The organism is Burkholderia dolosa (assembly GCF_902499135.1).
Taxonomy (GTDB): Bacteria; Pseudomonadota; Gammaproteobacteria; order Burkholderiales; family Burkholderiaceae; genus Burkholderia; species Burkholderia dolosa.
The window spans coordinates 26,729-40,884 of record NZ_CABVPR010000014.1 but is presented as its reverse complement, the minus strand read 5'-3'; the positions used below and the strand labels follow the sequence as shown (position 1 = coordinate 40,884).

The 14,156-nt window shown below is 65.1% G+C and carries 11 protein-coding genes; all 11 read right to left on the bottom strand.

The window, feature by feature from the left end; genetic code table 11:
* Positions 1 to 21 precede the first annotated feature (21 nt).
* The 11 genes from BUB20358_RS09000 to BUB20358_RS08945 all read right to left on the bottom strand — a co-directional run bounded on the left by BUB20358_RS09000 (position 22) and on the right by BUB20358_RS08945 (position 14,155).
* Positions 22 to 516, bottom strand: coding sequence for an HNH endonuclease (locus BUB20358_RS09000; RefSeq protein ID WP_081293570.1), 495 nt, complete (start codon positions 514 to 516; stop codon positions 22 to 24).
* Complete coding sequence (locus BUB20358_RS08995) at positions 513 to 3,110, bottom strand: hypothetical protein (RefSeq protein ID WP_006763729.1); 2,598 nt, start codon at positions 3,108 to 3,110, stop codon at positions 513 to 515. Before BUB20358_RS08995 ends, BUB20358_RS09000 begins: the two co-directional genes overlap by 4 nt.
* A gap of 3 nt (positions 3,111 to 3,113) precedes the next feature.
* Positions 3,114 to 5,408: a transglycosylase SLT domain-containing protein gene (locus BUB20358_RS08990; protein ID WP_006763728.1), complete on the bottom strand. Its 2,295-nt coding sequence runs from the start codon at positions 5,406 to 5,408 to the stop codon at positions 3,114 to 3,116.
* 1 nt (position 5,409) lies between these two features.
* On the bottom strand, positions 5,410 to 7,506 hold the full coding sequence (locus BUB20358_RS08985) for a hypothetical protein (RefSeq protein WP_006763727.1): 2,097 nt from the start codon (positions 7,504 to 7,506) through the stop codon (positions 5,410 to 5,412).
* A 12-nt stretch (positions 7,507 to 7,518) separates the two neighbouring features.
* The gene (locus BUB20358_RS08980; RefSeq protein ID WP_094190535.1) at positions 7,519 to 8,019 is read right to left on the bottom strand and encodes a hypothetical protein; all 501 of its coding nucleotides are present in this window, start codon (positions 8,017 to 8,019) and stop codon (positions 7,519 to 7,521) included.
* Positions 8,012 to 8,464, bottom strand: coding sequence for a GNAT family N-acetyltransferase (locus BUB20358_RS08975; RefSeq protein ID WP_035971948.1), 453 nt, complete (start codon positions 8,462 to 8,464; stop codon positions 8,012 to 8,014). Before BUB20358_RS08975 ends, BUB20358_RS08980 begins: the two co-directional genes overlap by 8 nt.
* Before the next feature lie 4 nt (positions 8,465 to 8,468).
* Positions 8,469 to 10,868 (bottom strand): phage tail protein, encoded by a 2,400-nt coding sequence (locus BUB20358_RS28320; RefSeq protein ID WP_223296934.1) that lies wholly within the window; start codon positions 10,866 to 10,868, stop codon positions 8,469 to 8,471.
* 3 nt (positions 10,869 to 10,871) lie between these two features.
* The gene (locus BUB20358_RS08960; RefSeq protein ID WP_223296933.1) at positions 10,872 to 11,504 is read right to left on the bottom strand and encodes a phage connector family protein; all 633 of its coding nucleotides are present in this window, start codon (positions 11,502 to 11,504) and stop codon (positions 10,872 to 10,874) included.
* Positions 11,505 to 11,548: 44 nt separating this feature from the next.
* On the bottom strand, positions 11,549 to 12,010 hold the full coding sequence (locus BUB20358_RS08955) for a hypothetical protein (RefSeq protein ID WP_105773944.1): 462 nt from the start codon (positions 12,008 to 12,010) through the stop codon (positions 11,549 to 11,551).
* Between the two features lie 66 nt (positions 12,011 to 12,076).
* Positions 12,077 to 12,964, bottom strand: a complete 888-nt coding sequence (locus BUB20358_RS08950; protein WP_006763722.1) for a phage capsid protein — start codon at positions 12,962 to 12,964, stop codon at positions 12,077 to 12,079.
* 243 nt (positions 12,965 to 13,207) lie between these two features.
* Positions 13,208 to 14,155: a hypothetical protein gene (locus BUB20358_RS08945; protein WP_123806824.1), complete on the bottom strand. Its 948-nt coding sequence runs from the start codon at positions 14,153 to 14,155 to the stop codon at positions 13,208 to 13,210.
* Position 14,156 lies beyond the last annotated feature (1 nt).

The following is a 14,156-nucleotide window of genomic DNA, read 5'->3' as shown; positions in this document are numbered from 1 at the left end:
ATCGGATCTCACGATTCCCCCCTATATGGTGCACGCGATGTGCACTCGCCGCTTTGCATCGAGATACGCAGCATGTGCAAGTTCCGGCGTGTCGTACGTACCAATGTGCTGCTTCTGGCCGTCGACGGTGATCGAGGCAGCCCAGCGATCACGATTCGGGCTCACACCTAGAAGCCCTGCCACATTGTCGCGTCGCGCATTACGCTGATTCTGGTTGTTCTCCGAACGAGTCGCGAGCCGAAGGTTAGACCAGCGGTTGTCGCTGCGCACGCCGTTCACATGATCGATGTCACGATCCGGCCATTCTCCAGTCACAATGACCCAGATCAGCACGTGCGCCATGACGCGGCGCCGGTCGACAGAAACGCGACGGTACCCACGTGCATTCACGTCGCCAGCGACCGAGCCAGCGCCGGCGTTCCCCTGTCGACCAACGCGCCACGTCAGCACGCCTGTCTCCGGGTCGTAGTTCAATAGTTCGCGCAGACGCTGCGCGGCAAGTGCTTCGCCCATCATCCCCCCTGAAACGCGTTGCCGAGATCAGGCGCGCGCTGCGGCGCGCTGGTGCCCGGCTCCCAGAAGTAGTCATTGTGGTATTGCTGGCGCGACTTCGCTACGTTGCGCGACGTGACGCCCGGCGACAGGTTCTCGGCGATGTTGTCCCAGATCAGCCGGTTCCACACCGTTTTCCAGTACCAAAGATTGACGATCGGCATGTTCGATTGCGCGAACTTCAACAGGTCGGCGGACAGATGGGTATCTTTGCCTTCGGCGGCGGCCATCGCATTGTTGGAGAACGGCGTGACCGCCTGAATAGCGGTCGATACAAGGGGGCCACCAAAGACGCTGCCGACGGCCTCGGCCGGGTTCTTCCCGGTGAGCATGGCCGACAGCATGTCGCCCGCGAAGCCTGCGCCGCCGCCCTTGGTAAACGCGCGGAACCAGAATGCGCCGCCATGCTTCACGTCATCGCCCATCGGTTCTGGATCTTTCCCCAGCAGCAGGTTTTGCAACTGGACAGCCAGCGCACCGAGCAGCGTCGTGCTGACGACGAGCGCCGCACCGTACGCCATCGGACTGGCGAGCGTCGGTGCGCCTTCGACGCGGAAGTCGCCGGAACGGCGCATTTCGCCGATGCGCCCCCAGTGCCGCGAGATCATCGCGATCGGGAACGATTTGAACTGCAGGAAGGTCTTCTGCAGCTCGCCTTGCAGCGTGCCGGGCGTCGCCGCGGCAATCACCTTCGTGCGCAGGTCCGGGTTCAGCACGGCGAATTCGCCTTCGTCGCGGATCATGCCGAGCAGTTTCGGCACGACGTCAGCCGCGCGCGCATCGCCGGTGCCGTACAGCGCGTCCGGCGTCAGATACTTCGAACCGTTGTACTCGCCGGGCGTCGCGCGGTTCACAAGCGCCCAGTCGTCAGCGGTAATGCCAGAACGCGTGAGCGATCGCCGATCCCACTCGGTCAGCTTGCTCCATTCCGTACCGCTGATCTCGGCAAGCCCGCGCATCATCTGCGCCTGAAACGCGGTGCGCATCGCGTCTGTCCAGCCCGTGACGCCGCCGAACTTCATGGTCTGCGCCGAGAGCCACTTCGCCCAACTCGTCGCGAGGTGATCGGTGCCCCATCGATTCAGGCCGTGCTCGAGCGTTTCGGCAATCAGGCCTTGCGACGTTAGCCAACTGCGATAGTCGCCGGAGCCGGGACCCATCAGTCTTGCGGCGGTGCCGAGCGTCTTGAAGAATGGGACGCGGTTGTAGCCAGCCGTGACGAACATCGTGCCAACGTCGCCGAGCGCTGCAAGAATCGTGAGCTGCAGCTTGATCGCACTCACCGTCGTGCGAACCGTCTCCATCTTGTTTGCAACAGCAGGATTGACCGGCGTGTTGGTCGCGCCCGTCACGTAGTTCCAGTAGGCGCCGACCGACGTCATACCGCCTTCGAGCGTGCGCAGTTCGGTGTTGTCATGCAGTGCGGTTAGCTGCATCTGCGTGCGCATGTTGCGCGTCGGGTTGGGACCGTACCGCTCGACGAGCGCGATATTCTTCGCCATGCCGCCGACGTGGTCGATCAGCGCGTTCAGCAGCGAACCTTCGCCGTACGCACGGTTGTACTCGATGTGCGCGTCGGCATCCTTGAAGTGCAGCACGCGATGTTGCGAGCCGGCATTTGCGCGTGCGGCCGCCCCCGTCGTCTCGCCGGGCACGATCTTGTTCACACCGCCGTACGCGATCGTGTCCCATACGCCTTGCTGACGCGGCTCGACACCCATGCCGCGCGCGGCGATGTTACGCGCTTCCCACGACTCGCGGTCCTCGCCGGTGAGCACGCGGCGCAGCGCGGCGTCGTCGAGCGGATTCCCCGCGTCATCCAGATACTGCGAGCGGTCGAGCCGCGGCAGCACGAAGTCGGCCCATGCGTGCCGCGCGGCGTCCGAGCCGTTGCCGAGGATCTTCGCCTGCGAATGGCGGATCGGCACGTATCCGTAGTCGAGCTGGCCGACGTTGCCGCCCGCGCGGTTGAAGCGCTCGCGCATGGCATTCGACGTCGCACCGATCTGCTGCGCGGCCGCCTTCGCCACTTCGTTTCCCGTCGAGCCATCAGCGCCGCGGTAGATTTCGCGGATGATGTCGCGCTCCATGGCTGGATTGTCGATGTCAAATGCCCGCGCGAGGAAGTTCTGCCCATGCTTCATCGCCTCGATCGCGTCCATCGTCTGCCGCATGTAGTCGGCCTTGATGCCGCCGGCCAGCTCATACGTGCGCTCGATATCTGCTTTCACGGCCTTCTCGCGGGCGCGCTTCGCGTATGCGCGCTCAGGATCGGCAAAGAGCGCTTCCTGAATCCGGTCTGTCGTCTCGATCTGCTTGGCGATCTGCAGCTGTTTGCGGGCCTTGTCGAGGTTCGCCTCGGCTTCTAACTGCTGCCGAGCCCATTCCGCGCCGGCCTGCACGCGCTCGGCTTCGGTCATCGAGCGCCAAGCGGCCGGGTCTTGCCGCGCCACTGCGCGCATGCCGGCACGAACGCGGTTCTCGATACCGTCGAGCTCAGCTTTCTTTAGATCTCGGCCGGCCGCCTGAGCGACTGCCGCTGCGCATTTTGCGTGCATGGATTACCCCAGAGTCGTGATAAAGCAGTTCGCCGCCACCTCGAACAGCTTGGCGTCGGCCATCGTCGCAGCATGCTCGGCGTCGATCGTGTCGAGTGCGTCGCGCAGCGATCCGCGGAACTCGCCGGCCGTCGCGTCGAATTCGACCTGAGCGTCGGGCGTCACCGCCGCAGCTTCGCGAAGGTTTGACTCGACGGCGGTCGGCGGCCGCGCTGCTGGTTCACCAGTCCCGGTCACGTCGCGCACGGCGGCAGCGAGGATATCGCCGGCAGACGGCGTCTGCTCGGCGGCCATTACCGTCACATCGGCATTCCGCTGCGTCACTTCAGCGCGGCGCACCGCCGGCGAGCGATCGGCCTCGCGCTGCGCGCGGGCGATGCTCGATACGAAATCCGCGATCGCCGTGCGGCGCGTAGCCGGCGCGTCGATGCCGGCGCGCGCGGCGCGCATTTGCTCGATCTGCGAGTCGAGCGTCGGCAACTGCTCGCTCGCGCGTTGCGCCTCGGCGTTCTGGCGGATCATGCCCTCGAGCCGCGCGACCTGCGCCTCGTGGTCGGCCTGCGCCGCGTCGATGCGTCGTTGCGCCTCGGCGGCCGCGGCCTTGTACTTCGTGCCCTGCTCCTGTAGCTGGCGTGTCAGCTCCTTCACCATTTCAGGCGACGTATCGGGTGCGTTCGCGCGCAACGCTTCCAGCTCGGCGCGGGCCTGCGCCACGGCGCCCGGCTCGGCGAGGTTCGCCGCTTGTGCGGCCAGATCTCCGCGGTACGACTCGGCGTCGGCAATCAGACCATCGAGCGCGTTCGCGCGCGTGAGATCGTCCGGGGTGAAGTAGCGCGACACGTCCGGGAAACCACCGTCGTCCATCTGTCGCGCCGCGAGCTCGAATGCGTCCTGATGCGCGGCCATGCCGTTCACATCCTCCGGCGAGCCGAACACGTACGCGTCGTCAACGATGCGCTGCCCGCGCGCCGTCAGGGCGGCGTCGACTTCCTGCGGGGACGGGTTGAATCGAACGTCGTCAACGGCGTGGTTCGCGACATAGTCGTCGTAGCGCTTCAGGTATCCGATCGTTTCGGGATGCGTCGGCGAGCCGCCAGCCTGAACGGCGCGCGCCTGCTCGACGCCCCCGTTGTACTCCGTGACGGCCGCGCGCAGATCGCCATCGTAGCGCTTGATCAGGTCTTTCGCGTATCGCGCGGCCGCGTCGATCGAGTTCAGCGGGTCTTTCGGATCCCCCTTGCCGTACGCCGCCCACGTCTCTTTCGTGAACTGCATCACGCCTTTCGCGCCGGCCGGCGACACCTGATCGCTGTTCGACATTTCGCCGCGGTTCTTGATGAACAGAAGAAGGGCCGGCGGCACGCCTTCGCGCTGCGCAGCCTGCGTCGCGTATGCGTCGAGGATCGGCGAGTTATAGGGGAGCGCCTTTCGCGCGGCAACGTCAAGACTCGGCAGAGGCGTCGACGGATCGGCATTGCGCGCTGTGCGCGCAGCCGACGCGAGGCCGCCTGCGTGCAGCCCTCCGAAGAAGCCAGCCATCAGCGTCGAGGCCGCGAGGTTCGTCGGGTCGAGCGGGTCAATCTGGTCCGCGAGGTGGTCATATCCTGCGTTCTTCAGGATCGCCTTCTCCGCGGTGCTTTGTCCGATCGCCATACCGGGGCCGCCAACCGCGACGAGCCCGAGCGTGCGGGCGATGGTCGAGCCCCCTGCGGGCAGCACTGCGCCGGCGGCGCCAAGCGCGCCTTCGACCGCGCCGACCGCTGTGCGCGTGCCGACGTCGACGCCTTCGCGCTTCAGTTCTTCGGATCGCCCGAGACCAATCGATGCGCCGCCCACCGCGGCACCTGCGACCGGTCCGCCGAGCACCGCGGCCGGCACGATCTGAACGAGGCCGCTTACGGCGCCCTGAACGATCTGATCGGTTGTCGTGGTGTTCTGCGGATCAGGGCGCAGCATGTCGGACAGGCTGTACAGTCGCTGGCCTGCGGCCGACGTGAACAGCGTGCCCTCGCGCTGCTTCCTGAACGTCTCGCCGAGCCGCCGGTCCGTTTCCTCTTGCACCTGCGGATTCAGCAGCGATTCGGTCGGATCGGTCAGCATCTGGCTTGCGCCGGCCGTCAGGTCAGCCGCGCCGGCCGCGAGCCGCGCCGCACCCTGCACGGCGCCGAGACTGACCGCCAATCCGAGCGAACCGAGGCCCGTTGACGGTTGCGGCCGCGGCTCCGGCGGCAGTTGCACATTGCCTTGCCCCGAAAGGTAGGCGCTGGTCGTGTCTTCGTAGAGGGGATCGATCGGCATATCAGCGCTTCGGTACGGGCTTCGTGAGGTGGATGAGCAGCGGCGCGCCGGTCGTGTCCGTTACCGGACGAGCACCGGTGAGCACCGTGTACGTGCCGCCGATGCCGACGCGCTGCAGTCGATAGCTCGCGAACTGCTGCATGAACTGGTCGATCGGGATCTTCGTTCCGTTCGCGATCACGCTGTCGACAGGCCGTCCGCCGGGCTGGTTCTCGATGTTGGTGATCGACGCCTGTTTGACGCCTCCATCGAAATCGTCGTCGGACCAGCCCCACGGTTTGGCGGCCATGTACCGGTCGCCGCGCGGGTCGATGCCGCCCGTCTTCGCGAGGCCGCCGGTCGCGACGTTGATGCCCGTCTCGACGTCGGTCGAGTTCGGCACGTCGCGGCCGTTCTTGCGCGCGCTCGCCACCGCGGCGAAGTACGCCGTCTCGCGCGCATCGCCGAGCTGTTGCGGCGGCAGAGCGTCACCGATGCGTTTCGCGATCGTCGCCTGCAGTCCGGTCGCGGCCGCCGCGTCGACCTTCACCAGCTTGTTCGCAAGCGCGTCTTGTCCGTCGAGGATGTACTGCGCGACGGGCATGCCGCTCTGCATCATCAGTGGGCCGCCAGACGGATCAGCTGCGCCAGCCTTCATCGCGAGCGCCGCCGCCGGGCTCTTATCCTTCCACTGCTCGGCGAGATCGTTGATGCGCGCGGCGTTCCCCATCGAGCGGCCAAGCAGCGCGAGCGCCTGTGCTTTCGTGTTCGTCGGCAGCGCGTCGATCGTCTGCAGCACATTGCGCGCCTCGTCCGGGGTCAGCAGCGACACGCGGCGGGCGGCCTTGTGCTCGACGACCGGCGCCAGTTGAGCGCGCGCCGCGAGGGAAGACGCGAGCTGCGTAATGCCCGATGTATCGATCGGAGGCACGACATCGATTGCGCCGCGTTCCAGCGCCGCGTTCCACGGGTCGCGTTTGTACGCCTCGTCGGTCGCGGTCAGGATCTGCTTTTGCTGTTTGATCGCGGCCGCTTCGAGCGGGTCGGTGCCGGACTGGTTCTGCTTCGATTCATTCGCCTGCACCGCGGCGCGCATCTCCGGCACGGACAGGGTCGAAAACGACGCTCCAACCGCGGCTTGCTTGATGACGCCTTGTGTCTGCTGCTCGAGCGCGGTGCCGCGCGTGGCCGCCGTGAGCTGCTGCACATACTCGGGGCTGAAGCGCTTGCCCTGCGTCATCAGATCGGTAGCTTGGTTGAATGCCGTCACCGCCTCGCGCTCGCGTGCCTGCTGCTCGCTCGTCATCTGGTTCTGCAGCGACAGCCGGTTCGAGACGACCGAGGCGAGCACCTGATTGCGTTTGCCCGCGTCGAGCTTGCCGGCGTAGTAGCCATCCGGCGACGTCAGGTCCTTCTCCAACTGCGTGAGCGCGGCGAGGTCGCCGTTGCCGCGCGCGGCGATCGCGGCAGATTGCGCGTGCGCCGCGTATTGGCTGTCGGCCCAGTCTTGCGCGACCTGTTCGGCGCGCTGCTTCGGGATGCCGGCCGACGCGGCGGCGCTCAGGTATGCCGATCTCGTGCTGGTGACAGTTGCGTCGATACCACCCGGATTCGTCGCGATGCTCTTGCCCGCTGTGTCGAGCAGCGTGGCCGCATTCGCAGCGATGAGCTGCTGCGTGTTCTTCGTCAGCACCTCCTGCATGCCGAGCGTCACCGTGCGGTCGAGCCCCTGCGCCTGGATCGTGGCTATGTTCTTGAAATGGTTGTCCGGCAGCGCGCCGATCGTCGAGTCGAACGACTGCTTCTGCGCATCTTTCAGTGCCGCGACATAAGCAATTTGGTCGATTTGACCACTCTGCAACTGCTCATCGAGGTCCTTTTTCGACGACTTCACGTTCGTCTCGTGCGTCTGGAACATGACGGCTGCGTTCGTGCGCGCGAGATCCTGATCGAGCTTCTGACGCTGCTGAAAGATGTCCGCCGTGAGCTGAGTACCAGCCGCGCCAAGCCCCTGCACTGCCCGCGCTTCTGCACCGCCGAACGCATCCGGGCTTGCCTGAACGGCCGGACCGGGCTGCGCAACGACGCTCGCCGGATCGCCTAGTGGAATTCGTGCCATGTGTCCTCCAGGTTACGAGCTGGCCAGCTTCTTCCAGCCGGTAATAAAGTTCGATGCGCCCGACAGCACAGACGAAAGCGCATTGACGCCGCCGGCGCGCGACTGACCCTGAGCCGACCGCATGTCCATGTCTGCTTGACCGCGCAGCGCAGTCGCGCGCGTGTCGGCGTTCAGGATCGAATTGAGCGCGTCCATTTCCGTGTTTTGCGTGATGCGCTGGCGCACGTCGTTCGATGTGCCAGTGCCGACGTTCACGCCCGACGCGGCCAGCGACGCGTTCGCTTGGCCGACAGTGCTCGCGCCCTGCTCGCGGATTCGCTTCGCCTGCTGATAACCGGCCGCCTGCGTCTGGTCGGCCTGCATCAAGCTCTGCTGCGCCGCGAACATCGCCGCCTGCGACGCTGCGTCGCCCTGCTGCGACGCGCCGCTCGCGGAAGTCAGCACCGAGCCGACGGCGGGCAGCAGCTTTGCACCCGTCGTCACGGCCCCCATGATCGTCACCGGATCACACATGCGGCACCTCGAAAGTGATTGAGGCCTCGATGAGGCCGAGCGTCTTGTAGAAGCGCGCCGTCTGCTCGACGTGCACGCCGGTCGAGATTCCGAGGAATATGTCGATCGCGCCTTGCTCGCGCGCCCATTGGCGATACGTGCGCACGAAGCGCGCAGCAAGCATGCCGCCGCGGTGCGCCGGATCGATGAATAGGCCGAAGTCGCATGCGATCTTGTCCTCGGACATCCAGTGCGCAACGACGGTCGCGGCCATGACTGCGATCGGTGCGCCGTCGCGCTCGGCCAGCATCAGGAATCCGTCCGGACGTTCGATCAGGCTCTCGAACAGTGCGGCCAGTTTCGCCGACGAGAAGCGGTAGCGGCGATACCGCGGCGACTCGGCCGCCATGATGGAGCCGAGCTTGACGAGCGCGGGAATATCGTGGGGCGTTGCTTTTCGGATCATGGTTTCAGCCCGTGTTGACGGTGAACTGGCGCAGGAGCGCGAGCACGTACCAGTCGTACGGCTGGTCCTGCGTGATGGTGATTTCGGACGACGAGTCCCATCCGAACTCCGTGATGTCCTTGTCGCCGGTGAAGGGCTCGGGCGGCTTGTTCAGGACGTTCTCGCCGAAGCCGCGAAACGGGATGATCTGGCCGTTGACGAGGCACCGGATCGTATTCAGGAAACGCAGGATCACGCGGCCGGTGCGCTGCTGGTTGCCCTGCGACGTGCCGAGACCGCCCGACAGATTCGGTGTCAGCGCGACGATCGTGCTGTCGTAATGCAGCCCGATCTCGAACGTTTTGGCCTGCCGCGGCAGCGTGACCTGCCCGTCGATCACCGTGAACTGGCCCATGAAGACGCCGTCCGCTTTCACGTCGCACGTTTTGCCTTCCAGCGTGCCGAGGTTCGTCCACACATTTCCGCCCGTATCGCTCGAGCCGATAATCGCGGCGTCGGTCTGCACGCCGGCGTCGAGCCGTTCGACGTTCTGCACGACGTTGCCGTTGATGGTGCGCTGCACGACAGCGAAAAGCACGTCACCGTCGGCACCCGGAATGCAGCAAACGGATTTGAATGCGCCGTCGGTCGTGTGACGAGCGAAGCCGCACACGTTCTCGTCACGGTCGTACGTCATCGATATCAGCACGCCATCGGCACGCACCATCCACACGACCGGTGTCGGCTCGGCCTGAAACGCGATATCAACGACGCCCGACTCGGTGATGTGCGCGGCGAGCCGCGTCAGGTTCTGCGAGCGGAATGAATCCGTGTTGAAGTCGTACGCCATCGAGCGGATCTTCTTCGCCGCGCGCTGCGGGAAAATCAGCTCGTTCCCGACGCGCACCGGCCGAGGCCGGGCAGTGCCGTAGATCGACTGGCTGCGCACGTTGATGTTCGTCGGCGTGATAGAGCCGACCGAGCCGCCGTCGATCGTGAATTCCTCGCCCTGCGTGAGCACGGTCAGGATGCGCGAGGACGCGAGGTGCATGATCTGGTTCACCTGATCGGACGCGACGTCGTATGAAAAGCCGTCGCCGTCGTCGGTGCCGGGCGTGAAGTCGTAGTAGAGTCCCGTCGCGCTCGCCCACACGCGTTCCGGATAGCCGCTCGAGCCGGCCGCGTACAGCCGCTGCTGGTACAAGCTGACCGCGCACGGGTAGCCGTCGGTCGGGTTCCACATGAACGTCTTGAGCATCCACCCGTCCGGGGGCGCCGTGATCGTCGCCGACAATTCCTTGACGATGCGGCCGTACGCCTTCGATGCGTCGACCACCTGCGTGATCTCGATCAGACCACCGTTCAACGTGACGTACGAACCGACGTCGCTCGCGCGCCATGCCTGCCCGAGACCATACGGATACAGCGCGCCAAGCACGCTGCCTTCGAGAAGCGTGCCGGTGAAGTTGAACGTGATGTGCGTTGCATCCGGGACGGTCGCCACCGTGTAGAGCCCGTCGAGCCCCGCCGACTCGAATCCGGAGAGCACGAACTGCTGTCCGACCGACAGCCCATGCGCGTTGACGCTCTGCAGTGTCATCGTCGTTCCGGTCAGACTGACTTTCTGGACCGCGACCGCCGCGCCGTCGGCGACCAGCGTCACGGCGCTGTCGGCCGGCTTCGCATTGCTCGGCGTGATGGCAACGCGCGGCGACCCGTCGAGCTTCCAGCCGTTCGGCCCGAACGATGTCGAGGTGAAGCCGCTGCTGATCGACACGGTCGCGCTGGTCGATGTCGAGACCGCGATCACTTCGGCGACACCGGGCCCCGCGACGATGTTGCGGCCGACGTCGCTCGGCAGGAACGCGGCGCCGGACGCGGTTACGTTAGCCGTTCCCGGCACCGTGGAGGACAGCACGATCGACACCGCGGGGCGCGTACCGATCTCGTCGATGGGGCCGGGATCGAAAGGCGCATCGCTGATCGCCCACGCAGTTTGCAGGACGCGCACGAGCCGTTTCATGGGCATCGACGGGTGCGCGACGAACATCGTGTCGCTGCCCTGCGCGTATTCCAGTTCGAACACCTTGTCGGCCGACCACGGCGTCGAGATCTCGATCGGAACGCCGCTCTGCTGAATCTGTCCGTCGACCGAGTAGAAACGCGCGTACGAATCGCCGAGCTCGACGAAGTACGCCTGCGACTTGCTGAACACGAACGGGATCAGCCGCGTCGTGCCAGTCGTTTTCGTGCGCGCGATCTGGCGGAAGCCCGAGCGCCGGCGCGAGCCGCCCTCGATCTGCGGAATCGCGTTGAGCATTGTCTTCACGCCGTTCGCGTACCGGTCAAGGTCGATGTGACCTTCGAGCGGTGGCGACAGCTCGCCGGCGTTGAAATTCGACTGAATGGTGGTGATCTTCGCCATGACTTACCGCCCCGGCGCACGACCGGGCGGGGTCGTGTAGCTTGACAGACGCGATTCGAGCAACGGGAAGTCGCCGATCGTCTCGGTGTCGTCGTCCTGTCCGTTGATCGCCTTCGCCTGCTTGAGGAAGGCTGCGAATTCAGTCTGCGCAGTCTGGGCCATCGCTGCGGACTGCGTGATCGGATACGCGATCGCGGCCTTAATTGCCTTCGTGACGACGTCTACCAGCGTCGATTCCCACGTCGCCTCGTTCTCGTTTCGGAAGATATAGACGAACGGCATGGCATTGACGAACGCCAGAATGCGATTGCCTTCGGCCGCGTAGTCGAGCGGGCACTTGCGGCTCCCGACCTGAATCGTGCGCAGCCAGTCGGCCGGCAGCTGGAACTGGTACGGATAGTCGAAGGGCGGCGCTTCGGCAAGCGGCGCGAGCACCACACGTTTCGTGCACGAATTCCACGGATGCGCGCGCAGCATCGCATCGCGCACCTCTGCGTATAGGTTCGAGCAAACGAGTGCACGATCCGTCGGTTCATCGAAAGACGAAATCGGCTTGTCGCCGAGCTGCAGCAATGCGCTTGAGCAAATCGAAACGCTACTGGTCATGGTCGCCTCAAACAAAAATGCCGGGAGCAAGCGCCCCCGGCATAACTCCTACGCCGCGCCGGGAAGGGCGCGGATCAGTCCAGTACGTAGTGCACGGTCACCGAGATCAGCTGACCCGGCGAGGCCGGCGTCGCGGCGCCTGCGATCGTGCCGTAGACGTCCACCTCGTACGGCGTCACATACGACTGACCAGCGTTCGTGAGCGCGCCAGTGTTCGTCACGTCGATGTTCTGCGCCGCCGCAATGGACGTAGCAGCCGCGAGCGCCGTTGCTGAAATGACCGTCTTGTCCGAGGTTTTGCGAAGTCCGAGCGACATGGTCGATGACGCAGTACCTGCTGCGTTGTTCATGCGCGTCGACGAGATGCGCGCACCACCAGGGATTCGGCCAAAGTAGACCGTGTCGTTGATCTGGCCAGCGACAGACGTGATCGTCGCGAACATGATCCGCGAGCGGCCGCCGGTTTCGTTCGGCTGCAGCTTTGCGTTCGGCGCGCCGAGCACCTTCGCCATCTGTACCGAGTTGGTTTCTGCCATGATGTGCTCCTGTTTCGTGTCGAGATCGATGGAGAGCGGCGCGCGGCGCCGCCCGTCACATCACGCTCAGAACTGGTAGTCGATCGTCACGACCTTCTTCTCGTCGGTGCGCACGGCACCGTACGACTCGCCGATGTAGATCTGGATCGCGTTGCGCTTGTCGCGGCGCGGACCGATGTCGATGTCGCGGTTCAGGCCGACACCGAATTGCGTCGACGACTTCGTGTACGCGACCGTCGTCTTGACCGTGCCGGCCGTGTTCAGCGCTTCGTACGGAATCCAGTTGAAGCCGAGCCAGCGCCCCGACAGCTTGCCGTCCTGCAGCATCTGCACGGCCATGAAGTCGGCGGACGTGAGCGTCGTGTCGCTCAGGATGTCCTCGAGCATTTCGGCGTCGTACAGCATGTACAGGTCTTCGCCATTCTGCTCGTCGGCTTCGTTCTTGCGGAACAGCTTCTTTGCCGTGATCAGCTTCGCCTTCGTCATGCCGACGCCGCCGTCGAGGATCTTCTGCGACGACGGCAGCGCGATCGAGCCATACGGCAGCGCTTCGCCGGCGCGCGTGATCGAGTTGCCGATCAGCGCCTGATAGATCACCGCGTCCTTCTTGCGGTTGAGGGCGGCGAGGCCGTTCTGCATGTACGTGCCCTGCGGGTTCGCCTTCAGCTTCGGCAGGTCGTACTTGTCGATCGGCGTCGACCAGTCCTTGTCCTGCATCAGCGCGACGCGCGTGTCGTTCGGGTTGTCGTTCCACACGGTGTCCGACAGACGCGACGTGACGTCGTTTGCTTCGGTCGCGCCCATGTTGTTCGCGGTGAAGCTCGAGCCCGTGACGTCGCCGTACGCCATGACGGTCGACTGCAGCCGCGACTCCTTCTGCTGCGCGGCCATGATGTAGCCGTCGGCGAACTGCTGCACGAAGGCTTGAGTGATCGTTTCGTTGTTCGTGCTCATGGTGAGAGAACTCCCAAAAGGTTCGATGTCGTCTTGTCGCCTTCAGGGTGTCCGTTGCCGGGCCTGTGTTACGCGCTCTCGTCGGCGAACTCGAGCTATCGGGCTGGTCGGGTATCCGCGCGCCACCGCGGGCCGAATGCGTTGCATCTTCGACCGACGTGCCTGTCGGAATCCCGACCAAATGGCGCACGAATAAAAAAGCCCCGCGCGAAGGCGGGGCGAAGTGGCTGCTGCGTGGGTTCTTCAGGCGATCGGCGTGTTGCCGTATTTGCGGTTGTAGAACGCGTCGATCCGCGCCCGCGTCGCCTTGTGATCCGGGTGCTTCGGATTCGTGTTTGCCTCGGAGATCAGGAGCTTCTTCACCTCGTCCTCGGACATGAAACCGCCGCCGTTGCCGGAGCCAGCCGGCGTGTCCTCCGAGAACTCAGGGCCAAGCGCGGCCATGATCTTGATGAACGTCGGATTGTTGGCGAGGCCGGCCTTTTCCAGATCGTCGAACGACATGTTCGCTGCCTTCGCCACCGCGTTGCTCGCGCGGAACGCGAGGCCGACGTTCTTCTGAAACGTCGCGTCGTCGGCCCAGTCCTTGCGCAGGTCGGCGGTCGCCGCCTCGGCGTTGTACTGCTGCGCGCCGGCCGCAAGTCCCGGCACGACCTCGAAGTACTTCGACATGATCCCGTCGAATTGCTTCTGCGACAGGCCGAGCGCGTGCATGTCGTCGCGGAACTTCGTGAACAGCTTGTCGTTGTTCAGGTCCCCGACGACCTCCTTGAACTGCTCTGGCACCGTCACCTGATACTCGGCGGCGGACGCCGGCGGTGCGCCGCCGTCGCCCATGCGCTTCGACAGTTCGCCGTAACCGCCGGCGAGCTTCTGTGCCGACGCGCTCAGGTCGATCGAGCCGTCCGCAGCAGTAACGCGGTACTTCTCGGGAATCCAGTCGAGACTCGACGCCGACGTGCCGTCGCCCGATGCGCCACCCGACAGGACTGAACCAGCTACTCCCGAGCCCCCGCCCGATGCTCCGCCGTTTGCACCTGTCGCGCCTGCAGCGTTGCCTGCAGATCCGCCCATGCCTGCTGCGCCGCCAGCAGCGCCCGGAACTCCGGCGGCTCTATCGCTTCCGCCACCTGCGCCACCGCCCGCATCACCCGCCGCATCCATGAGCGCATATTTCCTCCAGAAATGCATG

What these genes read in the sequence shown, in the direction of transcription:
- BUB20358_RS09000 (WP_081293570.1), bottom strand. Translation starts at nt 516, where the DNA reads ATGATGGGCGAAGCACTTGCCGCGCAGCGTCTGCGCGAACTATTGAAC.
- BUB20358_RS08995 (WP_006763729.1), bottom strand. Translation starts at nt 3,110, where the DNA reads ATGCACGCAAAATGCGCAGCGGCAGTCGCTCAGGCGGCCGGCCGAGAT.
- BUB20358_RS08990 (WP_006763728.1), bottom strand. Translation starts at nt 5,408, where the DNA reads ATGCCGATCGATCCCCTCTACGAAGACACGACCAGCGCCTACCTTTCG.
- BUB20358_RS08985 (WP_006763727.1), bottom strand. Translation starts at nt 7,506, where the DNA reads ATGGCACGAATTCCACTAGGCGATCCGGCGAGCGTCGTTGCGCAGCCC.
- BUB20358_RS08980 (WP_094190535.1), bottom strand. Translation starts at nt 8,019, where the DNA reads ATGTGTGATCCGGTGACGATCATGGGGGCCGTGACGACGGGTGCAAAG.
- BUB20358_RS08975 (WP_035971948.1), bottom strand. Translation starts at nt 8,464, where the DNA reads ATGATCCGAAAAGCAACGCCCCACGATATTCCCGCGCTCGTCAAGCTC.
- BUB20358_RS28320 (WP_223296934.1), bottom strand. Translation starts at nt 10,868, where the DNA reads ATGGCGAAGATCACCACCATTCAGTCGAATTTCAACGCCGGCGAGCTG.
- BUB20358_RS08955 (WP_105773944.1), bottom strand. Translation starts at nt 12,010, where the DNA reads ATGGCAGAAACCAACTCGGTACAGATGGCGAAGGTGCTCGGCGCGCCG.
- BUB20358_RS08950 (WP_006763722.1), bottom strand. Translation starts at nt 12,964, where the DNA reads ATGAGCACGAACAACGAAACGATCACTCAAGCCTTCGTGCAGCAGTTC.
- BUB20358_RS08945 (WP_123806824.1), bottom strand. Translation starts at nt 14,155, where the DNA reads ATGCATTTCTGGAGGAAATATGCGCTCATGGATGCGGCGGGTGATGCG.